This window comes from Endozoicomonas sp. 2B-B (genome assembly GCF_053470045.1).
On record NZ_JBLZMU010000001.1, the window covers coordinates 2,047,635 to 2,068,580 of the forward strand.

General features: G+C 43.7%; 12 protein-coding genes. 10 read left to right on the top strand and 2 right to left on the bottom strand.

What is annotated here, in order from left to right; genetic code table 11:
• Window positions 1–9: 9 nt before the first annotated feature.
• Window positions 10–285, bottom strand: a complete 276-nt coding sequence (locus ACOMHB_RS08215) for a helix-turn-helix domain-containing protein (RefSeq protein WP_448216222.1) — start codon at window positions 283–285, stop codon at window positions 10–12.
• A complete protein-coding gene (locus ACOMHB_RS08220) occupies window positions 282–632 on the bottom strand; it encodes a type II toxin-antitoxin system RelE/ParE family toxin (protein WP_448218618.1) in 351 nt (116 codons plus the stop codon). The genes ACOMHB_RS08215 and ACOMHB_RS08220 overlap by 4 nt, the downstream gene beginning before the upstream one ends.
• 125 nt (window positions 633–757) lie before the next feature.
• Between ACOMHB_RS08220 and ACOMHB_RS08225 the strand changes: the two genes are divergently transcribed.
• From ACOMHB_RS08225 to ACOMHB_RS08270, 10 genes are all read left to right on the top strand, one after another.
• Entirely contained in the window at window positions 758–2,389 is a 1,632-nt protein-coding gene (locus ACOMHB_RS08225; RefSeq protein ID WP_448216223.1) for a type I restriction-modification system subunit M, read from the top strand.
• Window positions 2,386–3,573 (top strand): restriction endonuclease subunit S, encoded by a 1,188-nt coding sequence (locus ACOMHB_RS08230; RefSeq protein WP_448216224.1) that lies wholly within the window; start codon window positions 2,386–2,388, stop codon window positions 3,571–3,573. Before ACOMHB_RS08225 ends, ACOMHB_RS08230 begins: the two co-directional genes overlap by 4 nt.
• Window positions 3,574–3,619: 46 nt before the next feature.
• A complete protein-coding gene (locus tag ACOMHB_RS08235) occupies window positions 3,620–3,889 on the top strand; it encodes a hypothetical protein (protein ID WP_448216225.1) in 270 nt (89 codons plus the stop codon).
• 102 nt (window positions 3,890–3,991) lie between these two features.
• Window positions 3,992–8,404 carry a hypothetical protein gene (locus ACOMHB_RS08240; RefSeq protein WP_448216226.1) on the top strand — a complete coding sequence of 1,471 codons (4,413 nt, stop codon included), beginning with the start codon at window positions 3,992–3,994 and terminating at the stop codon, window positions 8,402–8,404.
• Window positions 8,405–8,599: 195 nt separating this feature from the next.
• On the top strand, window positions 8,600–11,872 hold the full coding sequence (locus ACOMHB_RS08245; protein WP_448216227.1) for a hypothetical protein: 3,273 nt from the start codon (window positions 8,600–8,602) through the stop codon (window positions 11,870–11,872).
• A gap of 202 nt (window positions 11,873–12,074) precedes the next feature.
• The gene (locus ACOMHB_RS08250) at window positions 12,075–13,217 is read left to right on the top strand and encodes a hypothetical protein (RefSeq protein ID WP_448216228.1); all 1,143 of its coding nucleotides are present in this window, start codon (window positions 12,075–12,077) and stop codon (window positions 13,215–13,217) included.
• 202 nt (window positions 13,218–13,419) lie between these two features.
• On the top strand, window positions 13,420–13,908 hold the full coding sequence (locus tag ACOMHB_RS08255; protein WP_448216229.1) for a hypothetical protein: 489 nt from the start codon (window positions 13,420–13,422) through the stop codon (window positions 13,906–13,908).
• Window positions 13,909–13,993: 85 nt separating this feature from the next.
• Entirely contained in the window at window positions 13,994–16,780 is a 2,787-nt protein-coding gene (locus tag ACOMHB_RS08260) for a hypothetical protein (protein ID WP_448216230.1), read from the top strand.
• Window positions 16,781–16,978: 198 nt separating this feature from the next.
• Window positions 16,979–20,224, top strand: coding sequence for a hypothetical protein (locus ACOMHB_RS08265; protein ID WP_448216231.1), 3,246 nt, complete (start codon window positions 16,979–16,981; stop codon window positions 20,222–20,224).
• 218 nt (window positions 20,225–20,442) lie between these two features.
• Window positions 20,443–20,898 carry a DUF29 domain-containing protein gene (locus tag ACOMHB_RS08270; protein ID WP_448216232.1) on the top strand — a complete coding sequence of 152 codons (456 nt, stop codon included), beginning with the start codon at window positions 20,443–20,445 and terminating at the stop codon, window positions 20,896–20,898.
• The last annotated feature ends 48 nt before the right edge of the window (window positions 20,899–20,946 follow it).

Below are 20,946 nucleotides of genomic sequence, written 5' to 3' on the forward strand. Positions count from 1 at the left end.
AGATGCAGCTTAAATTAGCCGAATTTCCAGCTTTTTACCCAAGGCAGCAGCAAAGCGCTCAAGTGTAGAGAGTTTTACATCTTCAGAATTGTTTTCGATACGGGATATCGCGCTTTTATGGGTTTGTAGCTTTTGTGCCAGCTGGAGCTGGGTCAACCCTGCTTCTTTTCTGGCCTCCTTGAGCAATACTCCAAACTTGAACGACTCATAGCCCTCATCATAACCGTCGGCAAATTCCGGATCTCGGGTTTTCCTGTCTTGAATGTACTGATCCAGATCACTCATAATATCCTCCTGTTCAGATAATCCCTGCGACGCTTTTCAGCCAGCTTGATGGCTTTTGACGGTGTCTTCTGTGTCTTTTTTTGAAAAGCGTGATTTAATACGATCAAGCTGCCTCCGTCAAAGAAACCCAGCAGACGAAATATAACACTTCCAGATTGAACTCTAACCTCCCAGATTTCCTCAGTGCCAACCAACTTTTTAAAATAACTGCTCGGTACTTTCTCCTGCTCCTGAACCAGCTTCAGAACCCAGGTAACTTTTCGAGCCTGCTGGCTGCTCAGGGTATTCAGAAAATCGGCAACAGGCGTTTTGCCGTCTTCCGTTGTATAAAAACTGATTACACGCATGGTCACAGGTTAACACAGGTGTAAACTTTTTCCAGCCGGTTTCTGGTAGAAAATTCGGGTTCTGCCAGCCAGTAAAGGATATAATCAGCGATATTTTTCTGAATAACTCCGAGATATTCCCCTCCATGATCACAGGCGAACTGAAAAGCAAAATCGACAAGCTCTGGGAAGAGTTCTGGGTCGGTGGTATTACCAATCCGCTCACCGTGATTGAGCAGATCACCTATCTGATGTATTCCCGCATGCTCGACACCATGGAGAGCAAGGACGAGCAGAAAAAAGCCCTGGCCGGTGTCGATTTCAACCCCCGCTTTCAGTCGTACCAGCAGGATTGCCGGTTCAGTCATTACTGCAACCTGGGCGCTGACGAAATGATGGAAGTGGTGCGGGATGAAGTTTTCCAGCACTTCAGAAGCCTCTCTACCGAAAAAGGCGACGAAGGTTCACTATTGGGCGAATTTATGAAAGACGCCCGTCTGGAAATCGTAAAGCCCAACCTGCTGGTTAAAGCGGTAGAGATGATCAAAAACCTGCCGCTGGATCGGGGCGACACCAAAGGTGATCTTTACGAGTACCTCCTCAGCAAGCTGACCACAGCGGGTATTAATGGCCAGTTCCGTACACCGCGCCATATTATTCGGGCCATGGTGGAAATGATGGAGCCTAACCCGGCCCGGAGCGAGCGCATCTGTGATCCGGCCTGTGGCACGGGTGGCTTTCTCTCCACCACCTATGAATACCTGCTGGAAAAATACAGCTCTCTGGACAGTATTCATACCGAAACCGTCACCAACGAGAAAGGCGAGCTGGAACAACAGAAAGTTTTTTCCGGTGACCTGCTGAGCAAATACCGCCAGCATGTGGACTTTGATATGTTCCACGGCTACGACTTTGACTCCACCATGCTGCGCATTGCCGCCATGAACCTGATTATGCACGGCGTGGACGAGCCGGATATTCACTATCAGGACACCATGAGCCAGAGCTTTAGTGATCGTTACCCTGAAGCATCCCACAACGGCTTTCATCTGATTCTCGCCAACCCACCGTTTACCGGGACCCTGGACGAAGAAGACATTGACCCTGATATTCTGAAACTGGTCAAAACCAAAAAGACCGAGCTGCTGTTTGTCGCCCGAATCCTGCAAATGCTGAAAATCGGTGGTCGTAGCGCCACAGTTGTCCCTCAGGGTGTGTTGTTCGGTTCGAGCAAAGCCCACCAGAGCCTGCGGAAAACCCTGGTAGAAGACAACCAGCTGGAAGCCGTCGTAAACCTGCCTTCCGGTGTCTTCAAACCTTATGCTGGTGTAGCTACAGCTATCCTGATTTTCACCAAGGGCGGCGAAACCGACAACGTCTGGTTCTACGATCTGAAACACGACGGTTACAGTCTGGATGACAAACGTAATCCTGTTGAGAAAAATGACTTGCCTCATTTGGTGGCCAGTTGGAAAGCGTTCCGTAAAAGTAAACAGTTGCCAGTTGAAGAGTTTACAGGACATAAGCTCCGTCATTCCCGCGAAGGCGGGAATCCACCCCTCGTAGAAAACAACGACTGGATGGATCGCACCCAGAAGGCATTTGTTGTCCCCAAACCCGACCTGAAAGCCAACAAATACGACCTGTCCATCAACCGCTATAAGGAAGTGGTGTATGAGGAAGAGGTTTATGATCCGCCCAAGGATATTTTGGGGCGTCTGAAGGCTTTGGAAGCAGAGATTCAGCAGGAGCTGGTTGAGTTGGAGGGGATGTTGTGAGTTGGCCTGAACACAAGCTCAGTGACTTCTTTGAAATTACATCAAGCAAGCGGGTTTTTAAATCTGAATGGAAAAGTAGTGGTGTTCCATTTTATAGAGCAAGAGAAGTTGTAAAACTTGCTCAGAGTGGCGCCGTTGAAAATGAACTCTTCATTTCTGAAGAGATGTATGCAGAGTACAAACAAAAGTATGGTGTGCCGCAGCCAGGAGATATCTTGGTAACAGGTGTGGGAACTCTAGGTAGAGTTTATATTGTTAGGGAAGGTGACAAATTCTACTTCAAGGATGGAAACATTATATGGTTGAAGAAGAAAAAGGAAATAGACTCTAAATTCGTTGAGTACGCTTTCAAAACTCCAAAAGTCCAAGAATTTATCCAAAATTCTCCCGGTGCAACTGTTGGTACCTACACGATCACGAAGGCAAATGAGACTAAGATACCTGTCCCCCCACTCCCCGAACAAAAACGCATCGCCGCCATTCTGGATAAAGCCGACCAGCTGCGCCGGAAACGTCAGCAGGCCATTGAGCTGGCCGACGAATTCCTGCGCAGTGTGTTCCTGGATATGTTTGGTGATCCGGTGACGAATCCTAAGGGGTGGGAAGTGAAGCCTCTGGGTAGTCTGATCGCAGAAAAAGACAGAATGAACTATGGTGTTGTTCAGCCCGGTGATCATGATGAATCAGGCATTCCAGTTATTCGTGTTGGAGATATGGTTGATGGTGAGATCGATAGCTCAAGTCTAAAAAGAGTCTCTGGAGCTATAGATGAAAAACATAAAAAGTCGAGAATAAAAGGTAACGAAATCCTGATTGCCTGTGTGGGATCGATTGGGAAAGTTGCCTTGGTGAATAAATTGCATGTTGGTATGAATATTGTTCGGGCTGTTACAAGAGTTCCGATTGGCCCGAGTATTGATCGTGAGTATGTTTTTCGATATCTGCAAAGTCCATATATTCAGGATTATTTTCTTCGAAAAACTCGCACGGTATCTCAGCCAACTCTAAACGTTGGTTTGATCTCAGAAACTCCTATTTTGATACCGGATCAAAAGGTACAGGATGAATATTTGGCTATTGTGAAGAGAACAATGTCAATCAGAGAAACTGCCAAGTTAGGCACGAGTGAAGTAACAGAGCTATTCAACTCCCTCAGCCAAAAAGCCTTCGCCGGAGAGCTATAAGCCGAACTGAATATTCATCCGATGGTGGCATGGTATCCGTGCTACCATGCAATCCATGATCGCTTCATCCAAAGACAAGGCAACAGCAGATATTTTTAACGATAAGGCTTCCCGCCTGGCCCGCAAAGTCTGTCCTCAGTCGTTTTGGCGAATCGCCGCAAGAAAGTTGGTACAGCTGGATTCTGTGCTAATCCCGGGTGAACTGAAGGTTCCACCGGGTAACTGTCTTGAAGCCTTGACCCGAGACCGGAAAGGGCGTGAAATTCGTATGATTTTTTTGCCGGAATCAAAAATATTGACTAGGCTCTTGCATTGATAGCGGTCACCATGAGTTGTTGATGCCTGTTTCAATGGTAAAAACAATAAAGACCATTATTTGTTTTCGTGCGTTCATCAATGATTGGATTTAAACAATCTCATGAGAAGATACGCATTATTTTTTATTTTTACCCTGCAGTTGTCCTGGGCAAGCATCAGCAACTCAGATACGGATAATCACGGTTATCGTGAAGCTGAAAGCGGGTTAAATACACTTTCACCTTTTGATTTTGAGTTTCACAGCGTGTCGCCATTGGGCTTCTTTTTCCGTCTTGGAGATGATTTTACTTATCGCCGTTATGGCGATTATTTATCGCTGAACGGTTTGCGCACACTGCCCACGCTGGCGTTTAACGCCATGATTTACTGGATGGTGAGTAAAACTACAGCCTCCGTACTGAGCCGCTGGACAGAAAACCCTTTGATGCTGCACACCGCTCAAGTCTTGTCCATGGCCATTTTGCCCGGTGTAAAAAGTGCCTTGTACACTTGGTATACCGGGACTCGTTTGGGATCAGAACAAATTCAGGTGGACCCTCCTCACATCCGCAAGCGATTTTACCTGGAGCTGATTTACCAGCAGCAAAGTCACCAGCAGACTTTGCGAATAACGCCATTCCCGTTGAACCCATCCATCAGCCCCTGGTTGGCCGAGACTCCATTACCTGAGGGCTACTCCCCCTGGCTGGAGCTGTACGAGGCCAGTTCGCAACACGGTGTCGTTCATATTGATCTCTCATGGGTTTCACCCATGGCGGCAAATGCCATTCGCATTGATATTGACTATTCAGACAAAAGCAGGGAGTCAACTTTAGTCACACTGACCAACACTGGAAACTCAGAAAGTTTACCGGTGAGTATTGAGTCGTTGTTGCATAATGAGGCGAAAGATTTTGCCAATGGTTTTTCCATTGCCAGCCTGCTAAGCGATGCGGTCATTAAAAACACCATAGCTTTGATCCAAAATCCGGATTCGGCCTCAACCAGCCTCCCTGTGTCACAGGTCGCTGGCAACGTTGAATTTGAGGCGGATGGTCATAGCGGTCAGCTCTCACTTTGTGGCGAGCAGCAACCCGAATGCAACAGCCATCTGCAATTGACCTATAAACTGTTTCCATACCCGCATTTTGGTATGACTTTGCAGGGGCAGCAGGACATCAAAACCAGCGTTGACGCGACCATTAAACAGCTGGCGAATGCCAACCGCGCTGAGCTAATTCTGCAACTGCTGGAAAAGGCGGTTCTACACTTTTTCATAGCCTCTTTTCAGCAAAACAATCAGGAGCCAGAGAATACTGGCAAGCCTTATTTTCAGGCCTCCTCTCAACATAACGAAAGAAGCCTTAAAACGATCATAACCCCCCCTCACGATAAGCTTGCTAAAGCGTTGCAGCCAGTGGTTAAAACGTTGATGCCAGAAGGTGGTATCTGGAAATCAGGAAAGCTCTCCGACGTTCCACCGGTGCTGTGGGTGCTGCATCCTGCGTTATTTAGAAGTTTTATGGTAAAGCCCGAAGTCTCATCATCCGAACCTTTAAAAAGGTTTAAGGCCAGTCCGGGTGTGAACACCGCTCTTCTTACCGGGAAACAAGTCGAGTTGATTCAAAAGGTCCTTGATGGCAAAGCCAGTGAAATCACAGAAGATGAATTCGTGAACGTTATCGACTATTTTACAATAATAAATTCCAGGCAATATGTGCCTGATGCTTATCTAGAATCACCCAGCCTTATGAAAGACTTTGTGAGGAATGGTATTTTGTGCGCTGACGAAATACCAGTAGATAAACTAACTAAAGATATACTTTTAGCTCAGAGCGATGGTATTCATACTCTTACCCGCTATGATAAATTACCTGATGAATTGAAAAAAGATCTTGATTTTCTTATTGAATTTTCAGGGCGTTATGGCATTCCCTACAGCACACCAGCAAAATTGGCAATTTTTATTTATTGTCACTTGGACACCGTGGAAAAAACAGGGTCCTTGCATCGTCTTCCAGCCAGTTTTAAAAGTGAGTACTTATACGACGAGCTCATTCGTTCAGGAATGATAGAGGTTGATGACCTTCCAGAACGCATTAAAAATAAAAACAAAGCCTTCTGCCTTTCACAATTGGCAAATGGCTTTTGTGAATTATCAGACGTTCCGATTCATTTTATGACAAAAGAATCCATCCTGAGTTCGATTAATAATGGTAAACATTTGAGTCGTAATTTTCGTAGAATTTGTTCCGATGAATACAAAATGTTCACCAGTGATCCTGTTTTTTATGAAGAATTACTGGTTAAGGTCGTCACAGTCGAATTGGAAATGTTGGATAAGTTCGATTCTGAATTATACTCTTATTCAAACAATTCCTGCTTGTGTGAGGTACATAACTCTGCCTTAAAAAGATATGAGGCAGATGGGGAGAAATTTGGTTTATTATTAAAAAAACTGACAAAAGCAAATCCTTTTATTTTGCTTTACACTGTAAATTTGGATGATGCCTTGCTTCAGGAATTAATCGGCATAGCAAAGGAATCATTATTAGACATATTGAGCAGGAGACCTAAAGTAAGTCATGGCTTATACCCTGGACTGATTGAGGATTTCTTTGAAACAGTGAATGCAGATGAAAGTTTTAAAGTCCGTGTCCTGAATATTGTTTATCCTTATGTTCTTGCTCATATTGGGGAGGCTTTCAAACCCCGTACTCGTTTTCCAGAGCAAATCCTCAAGGAGCAAGATAAAATGGTGCTCAAATCCAGGCCCTTTCACAAGGGAAAAGAGCATCTTCTGTTCAGAAAGTTACGGCCTGTCGATCGTAGCATTGTAGTAGAATACATTGAACGACACAGGGAGTTTGTGTACTTTTTTAAAGACAAAGAATATCTCGAAAGTTGCTGCACTGACCCGATACTCCGGCAAAGACTCATATATACATTTGCACAAAGGCTTGTTGCCAATAAACATGATTTATTGCATGATTTTAAGGATAATCTGCCCCGACAATTGCTGGATGATACTCTTGATTTTCTCAAAGATCCGGCACTTTTTTTCAAACTGGATTCTTCTGAAAAACTCACAGAACCCGTTAATCCTCTGGAATTTCAACTGCCTAATACTTCGGCATTCGAATTACTGGTGGCTCTTCACGCATTTGGTGTTCATTTTGCGGATCAAGACTCCACTCGACAATTAAAGTCAGAGTTCGTTCGTGCCGCTGAAACAGAGTTTCAACCGGTTTATCCTGGTCAACATCCGATAACACTGTTTGAGAAAGAAGGTACCATCGTTGGTGGACGTACACTGGCAATAGCCAATGGTGAAGAGGTTGATTACTATAAATTCCATCGGGTCGGAGAGTTGAAGACGGCCCTGGCGAAAGAAGGCATTATGCATCAATTTGCTGCCAAAAGTGACCGCTTTAAAAGTCAGAAACCCCGTTTTGGCCAGTACCTTCTGGTGCTGGAAAAGGATCTTCCCAAGGGTACCGAAGGTTTCACTGATTGCTTACAAGCGAGCGATTTTGATGGTAAAAGAGCCTGTCTGGTCTATCACTTCAAGGCGACAAACAACTTTGCTAAATACGCTCACACTCCTGATGTAACCGGAACCCCTTATGCGACAGCTGAGCAGGGTCTACTGAAGGGCATTCATGATATTGGCGTACTTAATGGCCAGTTTGGCATTATGCCTAAGTCCAGTTTACCGTCCTATCACGCTAGCCAACGTCCCTGGGTGTTCCTGAGTCCGTTGTTGGACGAGTCACTTTATTCTGTCTTCCCCTTACCCAGAGAGTTTACGGGCTGGATCGAAGCTATTGAACGTCCTGAATTCGGCTGGAATGGTTTAAGGGATTGGGGCAATATGGAGTCTTATGGCGCTGTGAAAAGTGGCCTGACTAACAGAGACTTAAAAACTACGGATTATTCTCCGGAGGTTTTGCAACGGCTAAGCTTTGCCAATGCTATTTGCGAAAAATTGCTGTCAGCCGTGTTGTTGAGATCGCGCCTGCGTCGCAACTCCCCGGATTATCATTATCAAAATCTACAGGCAGTGAAAGAGACAGAAAACTTTATTGAACAGCTACTGAACGAATACCTTTCGGGTTTGTTTGCAAAAGAAAAAGAATTACAGCCCAAGTCAAGATTGCAGAAATTGATGCGACTTGACGATGCTAAATATCGTTCATGGTTGACTCGTACAGCCCAGGAGATTCTATACTGGACTGCCCTGCAACCTGATGAGGTCACAGACCCTTGTGCTTTTACCCCTTCTGGCGAGTGCTATTCAGAACATCTGAAACGCAGTGGACGCCTGGATAAAACACTGTACCCGAAACATTTACACCCCCTGGATGAGCATAAAAAATTTCCCAGAGATTTCCGCCTGGCTACTGGTCAGTCCATTCTTGGGGCCAGGCGCTCTGTTTTTCCCCTGATCAGTCTGGTTAAGGGGCTTACCCTGTTTGTCAGCAATATTTTTGCCTACGAAGACCAATATACTGAGGGTGCTGATTGGGAATAGCGTGGATATCCGCCACTGCATCCTGCATCCAGGGTTATTTAGATTATTTTGTGCCGTCCTGGCCCGGGCTGGGGGCTTTTTCCGACTCTGTGTTTTTTTGGAACTTTCATTTAGTTAATGAGTCTAAATTTTTAGCATTCTTTGTCTGAGCTACTTTGGGCAAGATTAAGGACAATTAAAGAAAGGATAAAAACATTGAATCTATTACCTCAAACCTCAGTTAAACATAGGCCAAATTCCTCTTCTGACAGAGCTAAAGCCGATGTTCCAGAAAATGCTAGAGAAAATCAGGGCAATATCTCCGGCAGAGTCGTCAGACCTGTCAGCGATGGAACGTTGGGCTTCAATCGAGAAGATTTCGAATCAGAACCCACAAAAGATCAAAAAGAGACCGGAATGTCCTCCAGAGTGGTTGTTTTAGATATAGATACCTGTGAAGCCAGTGTACGCAAAACAAAACTGAACTTTAACGATGCTGTAGATATTGGTCTTTCGATAAAGTCCGAAGCATCAACACCCGGAACTTTAAAAAAGCTTAAAGCGAGCCCGGGCACGAGCAATGCTATCTTTACGGAAGAACAAGTCGAGCTGATTCAAAAGCTTATTGATGGTCGAGGCCATGAACTCACAGAAGGTCAATTCACTAAAATTATCAGCTTTATAAGACGACAAGACCTTAGCCGATTTTTGCCTCGAGCTTATCATCAATCGCCAATTCTTATGAAAGAGTTTGTAAGACATGGTATTTTTGCGATTCAAGAACTACCAAAAAATAAGCTAACCAAGGGTATACTATTGGCCCAGCCTATGTATATACCTTTCCGATGTGGCCTCGATGATCTAACCGATGAATTGAAATGTGATATTAATTTTCTTATTGAGTATTCGAATCTGTATGGTATTCCCCAAGATACACCATTCAGTCTGGCCGTTTTTATTTATAGCCACTTGAATACCACAGCGAAAATGAAATCGCTGGAAAATCTTCCAGTCAGTTTCAAAGATGATGATTTTTATGATGAACTTATTCGCTCAGGAATGATAAGGCTTAAAGACCTTCCAGAATATATTAAAAGTAAAAACGAAGCTTATTGTCTGTCACAACTATCAAAGGGTTTGTGTGATTTGCCAGAGGTTCCGGCTCAGTTTTTGACAAAAGAAGTTATTTTGGATTCGCTCAGTAGCTGTAATTGGTATCATAATTTTGAGAGTATTTACTACCAGAAATGCAACGTGTTCAACAAGGATTCTGTCTTTTTTGAAGAAATCATGCTCAAGGTGGTAACTGCTGAATTGGAAACAAATAATCTTGTCGATGATGCCTATCGAAGGTCCCTGTTCAGGGTATATTCTCTTGCTTCGAAACTGTATGAAAATGACAAAAAAAAATTTGGTCTTTTATTAAAAAAACTGGTGAAAGTTAATCCTTTTGTATTGAATTCTATTGGAAACCTGAGGGGTAGGCAGCTTAAGAAATTAATCGATATAGCAAAGCATTCATTATTGGACATATTAAGTAGTAGGCCTGAAGTAAGCCAAGGTTTTAGTATTTTGGCTCTTTATGGTTTCTTTGAAATAGTTAATGCAGACAGCGCTTTTAAAACCCATGTTTTGAATGTTGTTTATCCTTATTTTCCTGATCATGGGATCGAGTATCTTCCAGATGAAATTCAGAATGAGCTGGATCGAATAGTGCTCAAATCTGAAGCCTTTGATATGGGATGTCATCACATTCTGAACAGAAAGTTATTGCCCGCTGACCCTCACACTGTAATTGACTATATTGAACGGAATCGGGAATTTTTGAGGCTTTTTAACAATAAAGAATATTTGGAGAAGTCTTGCAATGATCCAATAGTCCGGAAAAGGCTCATTCCAATACTTGCAGAAAGGTTAGTTACTAATAAAGAAGATGTATTGTATGTTTGGCAATTTTGTCTCCCCCGACAATTATTGGATGATACTCTGGATTTTCTCAAAGACCCGGCACTTTTCTCGAAACTGGATGCTTCTGACAAATTGTCAGAACCCGTTAATCCTCTTAACTTTCAGCTGCGCAATACTTCGGCACTCGAATTAATATTGGCTACTCACGGACCTGATTTATATCCAGCAGGTAAAGACTCGGCACGACAGTTAGAGTGTGAATTTGCCCATGCCGGTGGAGTAGTCTTCAAACCGGTTTATCCTGGTCAACACCCGATATCACTGTTTAACAAAGAAGGTACCATTGTTGGTGGTCGCACGCTGGCAATACCCAATGGTAATGAGGTTGATTACTATAAGTTTCTGCGGGTCGGAGAGTCCGAAGCCACTCTGGCACAAGAAGGCATTATGCATCAATTTATTGCCGAAAATGATCGATTTAAAAGTCAGAAACCGTGTTTTGGTCAGTACCTTGTTGTACTGGAAAAAGACCTTCCGGAGAGTACCCGAGGTTTCACTGACCGTTTAAAAGCGAGCTTTGTTAATGGTAAGTGCGATTTCAAGGTCTATCATTTCAAAGCTTCGGAGCACTACAGTCAATACGCTCACACTCCTGATGAAACCGACACTCCTTATGCAGCTGCCGAGCAGGGTCTATTGAAGGGTATCCACGATATTGGTGTACTTAATGGCCAGTTTGGCATTATGCCTACGTCAACGATACCGGCATTTCACGCTACCGGACGTCGTTGGGTGTTCCTGAGTCCGTTGTTGGGGAACTCGGATTATTTTGCCTTGCCACTTCCCGGAGATTTTAAAGGCTGGCTCGAAGCGATTGAACGTCCTGATTTTGGCCGGGATGGCTTACGGGATTGGGGAGATGTTGAGTTCTATGGCTCCATGAAAAGCGGTCTTGGTTCCAAAGACTCTAAAACCTGGGGTTATACTCCAGAGGTTATACAGCGACTAAGCTTTGCCAATGCCATTTGCGAAAACCTGCTGGCAGCTGTGTTATTAAGGTCACGCCTGCGTCGGGACTCCCCTGATTATCATTATTTAAATCAACAGGCATTGAAGGAGACAGAAAACTTTATTGAACAGTTACTGAATGAATACCTGTCGGGTTTTTTTGGCAAAGAAAAAGAACTAAAGCCCAAGTCAAGATTACAAGAATTGATGCGGTTAGACGATTCCAAATACCGTTCATGGTTGACTCGCACAGCTCAGGAGATCCTTTACTGGACTGCCTTGCAACCCTGTGAGGTGACGGACCCTTGTGCCTCTCCCCTCTCTGGTGAGTGTTACTCGGAACACTTAAAGCAGAAGGGCTGTCTCGATGAAACATTGTACCCGAAACCTCTGCATCCCCTGGAAATACAGAAAAAATTTCCCAGAGACTTCTGCAGAGCGAATGGTCAGCTCAACCTCGGAGCCATTAACGCTGTTTTTCCACTGGTCGCTCTGGCCAGGGGGCTTACGCGGTTGGTCAGCAATATTTTTGCCTACGCAGGCCAATACGCCGAAGATGAAAGTATGGAATGACCTGGATACCCACAGTTCATCCTGTACCTCAGGCTATTCACATTGTTTTTTGCGACACTGGTCGGCCAGAGGTCTTCTTTCAGCTCTGTAATTTTTCTGTTTTGGAACTTTTGTTAAATAAACGGGTCTAGAATACGTATGCATTCTTTAGATGGGCTCTCTCCCGACAAGATTAAGGGTAATTAAAGTAAGGAATAAAACGATGGATCAATTACTACAACCCTCATTTGATTATGGGCTAGCTCCCTCTGCTGTTGGAAAAGATGAAAAAGTTGAAAATGCTCCAGCGAACCAGGGCAATCTCTCCGGCAGAGCCGTCAGCCCTGTCAGCAGTGAGCCAGTGGGAGCCAATCGCCCCGATTTGACCGCAGATCACATAACCGGACCAAAAGATCAAAAAGAGATCGGAATTTCCTCCAGAGTCGTAGCTTTGACTGTAGATGCAGCCGCTACAAACAAACCAGAATTTGATCTTGCCGGGCCTACAGAACCTGCACACCCTAAATTCGTTGCACCTTTGCAGCCAGTGGATGAAACATTGATGCCAGTAACCCGGCTTCCTGTCTCCCGTGAGCATCCGGAGCAATCGCTGGATGAGCATCAAATGACTGGGCCAATACCTGGTGTTGTAAAAACAGGCGCTGAAAAATCACCGGCAAAGTTTCAGGAAAATGACATAATGCTGCTCTACCCACAAAATTCTGTCAGCCCCTCCGGTTTTGATTTGCATGTCAATCCAGGAAAACTTAAAGATGCTCTTACATCGCATGTCCATGATAGATTGGTTTTTCTTTATGATCATAACCGTAGAGACGATTGGCCTGCCAAGGATGAAGTGAAGTCACTGGCAGATTCAATATTAACGAGGTTGCCGACAGCGTTATATGAGTTTCTGAATAAAGACTGGTCTGGTAGAGACAGTTTTGCCCCTGAGGAGTATCAGGCTTTGGTGAAGTTCCACGGTGCATTTATTTTTTTTGATCAATACGATTATTTGAAAGGGGTTTTTTATGAAGAAAAAGGTACGGAATACCCGACGTTCAATCCGGACGAAAAGTACAGTGAATTAAAAAAACTCTTGCTCAAGGATTGCCTACCTCTGCGTAATGGCTGGAGTGAGGACGAACGGGTGATTATTGAAGAGTGGTTGAACATCGAACTGACAAATTGCCAAGACTATCCTGACTGGGAGGAAATGGTTACCTATATAGATTATTGTCATTATGGCCCGTTAAAAGCCGATTGTGTTTCTGTTTGCAATGACCCATGTTACTGCGTGCTTGAAAATCGGGCTGCATATAATCGCATTAAAAACCTTGAGAGCCTGTTGGAAAAATTGCAATAACACAACCACTCTTTCAGGCGGATTAACGTTTGAATTTTATATGCTTTTATATGGCACTGGCTTGGTCAGTGGCTCTTTTTTCAACTCTGCGATTCTTCTTTCTTGGAACTTTCGTTTAATTAACGGGTCTAAATTCTAAGCATTCTTTGGGAAATCTCATCCTCGTCAAGATTAAGGACAGTTAAAGGCAGGGAAAAAAACGATGGAACGATTATTTCAACTCCCACATAATGAAGGACCAGCTACTTCTACTTACATTGCTGCAGCCGATGTTCCGAAAAAGAATAAAGCAAATGATGGCAATGCTTTCGGCAGAAGCGTCAGCCCTGTCAGCGTTGAGCTGGTGGAAATCAATCACGCAGATTTCACGGCAGTAACAGGACAAAAAGATCAAAAAGAGATCGGAATTTATTCCAGAGCCGTTGCTTTAGATGGAGATAACCGTGAAGCCACTAAACGCACATCAAAAATGGACTTTACCGATGCCAGAGATATAAAGTCCGAAGCACAATTACCCGGACCTTCAGAAAAGCCTAAAGTCATTCAGGATGCAAACACTGCTCTCATAAGCGACCAACAAATCAAGCTGATTAAAAGTCTCATGAATGGTGAAGAAGGTAGATTCACAGTCGATGAATTTATAGCTGTTATCGACTTTCTTGATTTTTGTCCTGAAAAAAAAATTACCTGAAGATTATTACAAATCACCCACTCTTTTGTCAGGGATAATAAGAAATCATCTTTGGGATGTTTTCAAACTGGACAAAAGTGATCAAATGAGGGAAGTATTACAATCAACACCCGAGAGGAAAAGACAGGTATTATTGACTGATGTCAGGAAAACGGGCTTAATGTATCGCTACAAAGGCCTTCCTGAAGAACTAAAAAACGATATTGACTTTCTGACTGAATACTCAAGTTTGCAGGGTATTCCTCGTGGTACACCGCCGAAACTGGCTGTGTCGATCTATGAGCGTCTGGATATCGGAGCCAAAATAAAGTCTATTGATGTTCTGCCGCCCAGTTTTACAGATGAAGGCTTTTATGATGAGCTTGTCCGTTCAGGAAGAATCGAACTTAAATATCTGCCGCACTACATCAGAGACAAAAACAAAGAGTACTGCCTTTTGCAATTATCAAAAGGTCTCTGCAGGTTATCAGAGGTTCCGGATCAGTTTATAACAAAAAAGGCTATTTTGGATTCACTCAATAGTGACAGTTTGCATGTTGATTTTATCAATATTTTTAAAGATGATACCAAGTATAAGATGCTGAGCAATGATTCTGACTTCTTTGAAGAAGTCGTTCTCAAGTTTGCTTCAACAGCGTTGGAAAAAGAAATGAAATTCGAAGATTCAAGAGCCTATCCATTGTCTTCTGTTTATCAATGTTGTACAGATAGGTTCAGGGATGACAGGGGGAAACTTGCTTTATTGTTAAGAAAACTGGTAAAGGCTAATCCTTTTTTTGTTATAAACGTTGAAAGTCAGGATGACAGGTTGCTTGAGGAATTGATTAAAACAGGAAAAGAATCACTGTTAGAGATGTTAAGCATTAGACCTGTAATAAGTCAGGATTTTGATACGGAAGTTCTATCTTTGTTCTTTAAGAAAGTTAAAGCAGACGATAATTTTAAAAGCGATGTTATGAATGTTGTTTTTCCGTATTTTCCTGAAGATTATTCCCGTAGTTTTCCGGAAGATATATTACTAAAGCAAGATGCTATTGTTCTGGCTTCCGAACCTTTTGATGCTGGAAAAACGCATATTTTAGATAGACGTATAAAACCTGATAAAGCCGAACTCATAATAGATTACATTGAGTATTATCAATCTTTTTTACGTTGTTTTAATAGCAAAAAATATTTGGAGAAGTGTTGTACGGATGAAACAATCCGGCAAAAACTTATTCATGTTCTGGCTAACAGAATCATTGCAGACAAGCAGCTGTTCATGTCGGAGTGGAGAGGTTGTGTACCCCGAAAATTAATTGACGATACTCTGGCTTATCTCAATAATCCTGCCCTTTTCTCAGAACTGGATGTCTCAGGCACATTAACAGAGCCGGTGAATCCACTCAAATTTCAACAACCCAATACGTCGGCATTTAAGCTGCTGGTGTCTCTCCACGCATATAGCTTTGAGTTTGACGAAAAAGACGCCAGTCGTCAGTTGCAATCAGAATTTGACCGTGCAGATCGCACTTATTTTGAACCGGTTTATTGCAGTCTGCATCCATTGTATTTTCCGATGAAAAGGCTTGGGCTGTGGGTTGATAGTATTGAACATCCATTATCACTATTTGAAGGCGAGGGAGCCATCGTGGGTGGTCGTACACTGGCAGTAGAGAATGGTGAGGACGTTGATTACTATAAATTCCAGAGACTTGGAGAGTCCGTAGCCACCCTGGCACAAGAAGGTATTATGCATCAATTTATTGCCAGGGTGACCAATAACCGCTTTAAAAGCCAGCTACCCCGTTTTGGTCAGTATCTTATCGTAATGGAAAAGGATCTCCCCAAGGGTATCCGAGGTTTCAGTGACCGTTTACAGGTGATCAATATTAATGGTAAAAGAGCCTTCCGGGTCTACCACTTCAAAGCGACAAAAAACTACGCTAAATACGCTCATACTCACGATACAACCAGCAGCCCATACGCAAACGCCGAGCGAGGCCTGTTTGCTGCCATTCACGACATTGGCGTACTTAATGGCAAGTTCGGCGTTATGCCTACTTCAACGATCCCGGCATTTCATGATACCGGACGACGTTGGGTGTTCCTTACTCCATTGTTGGGTAACTCCATTTGTTTTGCCTTGCCATTACCCGGAACCTTTGGAGGCTGGGTTAAAGCCATTGAACGCCCTGACTTTGGTTGGGATGGTTTACGGGACTGGGGCGATGTTGAGTTTTTTGGCTCCATGAGCAGCGGCCTCTCTGCCAGAGACTCAAAAACTTCGGGATATACTCCCGAGGTTCTTCAGCGGTTAAGTTTTGTCAATTCCCTCTGTGAAAACCTGCTGGCAGCCGTGTTGTTAAGAGCACGCCTGCGCCGCGACTCTGCGGATTATCATTATCAAAATCAACTGGCAGTGGAAGAGACAGAAAATTTTATTGAGCAACTAATCAACGAATACCTGTCAGGCCTGTTAGCAAAAGAAAAAGAATGCCTGCCCAGTTCAAGACTGCAAGAATTTATGGGGCTTGACGATACCAGATACCGTTCATGGCTGAAGCGGACAGCCGAGGAAATTTTGTACTGGACGGCCAAACAATCCTATGAGGCCAAGGGTGATAGTGCACTTGATCCTTCTCTTGAGTGTTTCTCAAAACATATAAAGGAGACTGGAAACCTGGATGCCACACTGTACCCGGAAGGTTTGCAAACTTTCGACACACATAAAAAATTTCCCAAAGACTTCCATAATTTCAATGATGAACTCAATCTGGGAGCCAATAACGCCGTCTTTCCTCTGGTCAGTCTGGTCAAGGGGCTTACGTTTTTAGTCGGCAATATTTTTGCACTCGCCAATCGGTACACTGAAGATGAAAATAGGGAATGACATGGGTATTCCCTCGCTGACTCCGATATCTCAGGCTATTTACAGTGCTTGGCACTGGCTGAGCCGACGGCCTTTTTTTCCAATTCTGCGATCATTCTTTTTTGCAACTTTCGTCTAATTTAAGAGTCAAAATATATAAGCACTCATTGATCGGGCTGAATTCCGTCAAGATTAAGGACAATCAGAGAAAGGATAAAAATGATGGATCAATTAAATCAACCCTCATGTAATTCAAGGCTAAACCCTTCTACCTGCATTGCTACAGCTGATGATAAAAAAAATGCAGCCAGGGTCTTCGGCAGATCCGTCAGCCTTACCGGTGATGATCTATTTGGCGTCAATCCCACAGATTTCAGGCCAGATCCCATTACAGGAAAAAAACGAAAAGACCTGGGGATTTCCTCCAGAGTCGCTGCTTTAGAGATAGATAGTCTTGAAGCCGCTAAAAAAAAACCAAAATTTAAAAAGTTTAAAGCTATTCCGGGGACATCTACTGCTATCCTCAGCGACAAACAATTCCAGCTGATACAAAGACTCCTGGATGAAGAAAAAGGTAGATTCACAATAGAAGAGTTTATAGAGGTTATCGACTTTCTTGATTATTACGCTGAAGAAAAATTGCCTGAAGACTTTTTCAAATCACCCACCCTTGTGTCAGGGATTATAAGAAATCAGCTTTGGAAGCGTTTCGCAATGGAGGGGAGTGATGAATTTTGGGAGGTATTAGCATCAACACCTGAAAGGGAAAAAGAGTTGTGTTTGACCCGTATCAGGAAAGAAGGCAACAGGCCTGACTACAGCAGCTTTCCTGAAGAATTAAAAAAGGATATAGATTTTCTGACTGAATGCTCAAGTTTTCACGGTATTCCCTGTTTTACACCGCCGCAACTGGCTGTGCAGATTTATGAGCGACTGGATATCGCAGCCAAAATAAAGTCTATAAATATTCTGCCTGAAAGCTTTAAAGATGATGATTTTTATGATGAGCTTATCCGTTCAGGAAGAATAGAGATAAGTAAGCTGCCATTCAAAATCCGGGACAAAAACAGAGAGTACTGCCTTTTGCAATTATCAAAAGGTCTGTGCCGGTTATCACAGGTTCCGGCTCAGTTTATAACAAAAAAGGTTATTCTGGATTCGCTTAATAGTGACAGTTTGCATGCTGATTTTATCAATATCCTCAGAAGTGATAGTGAATTTGAGATGCTGAAGAATGATCCTGACTTCTTTGAAGAATTCCTGCTAAAAATGACTTCATCGGTGTTGGAAGCAAGATATAATTTCTACACTGCACAAATCAATACCTTGTCCAAGGTTTATCAATGTTGTATTGAAAAATACAGTGATGATAGAGAAAAACTTGCTTCGTTGCTGAAAAGATTGATAAAAACTAATTCTTTTTTTATTTTACTTGTTAAAGACGTCGGTGATCAGCTTTTTCAGGAGTTGATTGAGGAAGCAAAAGAATCATTGTTGGAAATATTGGATAGTAGGCCTGAAGTAAGTCACCTTTTTTTTATGCCTATGATTACTCGTTTCTTCAATAAAGTTAATGCAAGTGATGATTTTAAAAACCAAGTTATAAATGTTGTTTATCCGTATTTTCCTGTCACTTGCTCAGAACCTTTTTCAGAAGACATAAAGCGTAAGCAAGACGCTCTGGTTCTGGGTTCTGAGCCCTTTAAAGCTGGAGCGATTCACATTATCTCCAGAAAATTACGGCCCGCCAAAGCCGACATCATAATAGACTACATTGAATCCTATCCACTTTTTTTGAGCCACTTCAATGACAAAGGATATTTTGAGGAGCGTTGCGCCGACCCGGCAATCCGGCAAAGGCTTATTCATGTCCTGGCTAACAAGGTCATTGCAAACAAGCAGCAGTTATTGACGGAGTGGCGACGTTATCTCCCCCGGCATTTGATTGATGATACTCTGGCTTATCTCAATAATCCTGCCCTTTTATCCGAACTGGATGTCTCCAGAGCATTAACAAAACCGGTGAATCCTCTCAAATTCCAACAACCCAACACTTTGGCACTCAGGCAGGTGGCGTCTCTTAAGGGAAATAGCCTTCAGATTGCCGATAAAGACGCAAGTTGTCAGTTGCAATCAGAATTTGACCGTGCGGATCACACAAACTTTAAACTGGTTTATCCTGGTCAACATCAACATTCATTGTCGCTATTTGAAAGAGAGGGAACCATCGTCGGTGGCCGTACATTGGCAGTACAGAATGGTGAGCAAGTTGATTTCTATAAATTCCAGCGAATTGGAGAGTCCGAAGCCACTCTGGCACAGGAAGGCATTATGCATCAATTTATTGCCAAAAGTGGCCGCTTTAAAAGCCAGAAACCCCGTTTTGGAGAGTACCTCATGGTACTGGAAAAGGATCTTCCCGAAAGTATCCTGGGTTTCACTGATCGCTTACAAGTGAGCGAAATTAATGGTGAAAGAGCCTTCCGGGTCTACCATTTCAAAGCGACAAAAAATTACGCTAAATACGCCCATACTCCGGATGCAACCGATAACCCTTACGCGATCGCCGAGCGAGGCTTGTTGAATGGCATTCACGACATTGGCGTACTTAATGGCAGCGTTGGCGTTATGCCCAAGTCAACGATCCCGGCGTTTCATGCTACCGGCCGTCGTTGGGTGTTCCTTAGCGCATTGTTGGGTAACTCTGATTTTTATGCTTGGCCATTACCGGGAACCTTTGGGGGCTGGGTTAAAGCCATTGAACGCCCTGATTTTGGTTGTGATGGTTTGCGGGATTGGGGCGATGTTGAGTTTTATGGCTCTATGAAAAGCGGCTTAAATGCCAGAGACTCAAAAACGTCGGGTTATACTCCCGAGCTTCTTCAGCGATTAAGTTTTGTCAATTCCCTCTGCGAAAACCTGCTGGCAGCTGTGTTGTTAAGAGCTCGCCTGCGCCGGGACTCTTCGGATTATCACTATCAAAATCAACAGGCAGTGGAAGAGACAGAAAACTTTATTGAGCAACTACTGGATGAATACCTGTCTGGCCTGTTGGCAAAAGAAAAAGAATCGCCGCCCAGACCAAGACTGCAAGAATTGATGGGGCTTGACGATACCACATATCGCTCCTGGCTGAAGCGAACAGCCGAGGAAATTTTGTACTGGACAGCCAAACAACCCTATGAGGCGAAAGGTGACAGTGCACTTGATCCTTCTATTGAGTGTTTCTCAAAACATATAAAGGAAACCGGAAACCTGGATGCCACATTGTACCCGGAAGGTTTGCAAACCTTCGACATGCATAAAAAATTCCCCAAAGACTTCCATAATGTCAATGATGAGCTCAATCTGGGAGCCAATAACGCCGTCTTTCCCCTGGTCGCCCTGGTCAAGGGGCTTACGTTGTTAGCTGGCAATATTTTTGCGTACGCAGGTCAATACACCGAGGAAGAAAATAGGGAATGAGGTTCGTATTCCCCCAGCGCAGCCAGTATTTAAGACTATTTACATTGTTTGGTGTGGCACTGGCTTGGCCATTGGCCTTTTTTGCAGCTCTACGATCCTTCTTTATTGCCTCTGCACAGGCTCTTTTTTGGTGCGTGGCATGTTTTATAATTGTCAAGAGGTAACGGATAGTAACGGTTCATTGGTATATACTGCGCTGGTTCACAAGAGGTTTAACAATGAGTGATTTATACGATACCGATTTCTACAGTTGGTCTTTGCAGCAAGCCGAGCTGATCAGGCAAGGTCGTTTTAGCGAGCTGGATTTGGACAACCTGATCGAGGAAGTTGAGGACATGGGCAAAGCTCGTTATCGTTCAGTAGATAGCCGTTTGTCTCAATTACTTATGCACGCTCTTAAATGGCAGATGCAGCGCAAAAAGAATGATCTTCATGAGATGGATCAGTGGTTTCGTAGTTGGTCAACCAGTATCCGTAAACAGCGAATTGAGATAGAGAAAGAGCTTCAGGAAAATCCTGCTCTTAGCAGTAAAGTTAGCGAGATTTTTCCGAAGGCTTATCGACATGCACGAAAGCTGGCTGCTAGCGAGATGCAGTGTAAAACGGATGTTTTCCCCAAGGAATGCCCATGGACTTATGAGCAAGTGATGACGGAAGACTGGTTGCCGGATTGACGATGATGGGTGTCAGGGGCCCCTGTCGAGTAACAATTGTCACCCGTC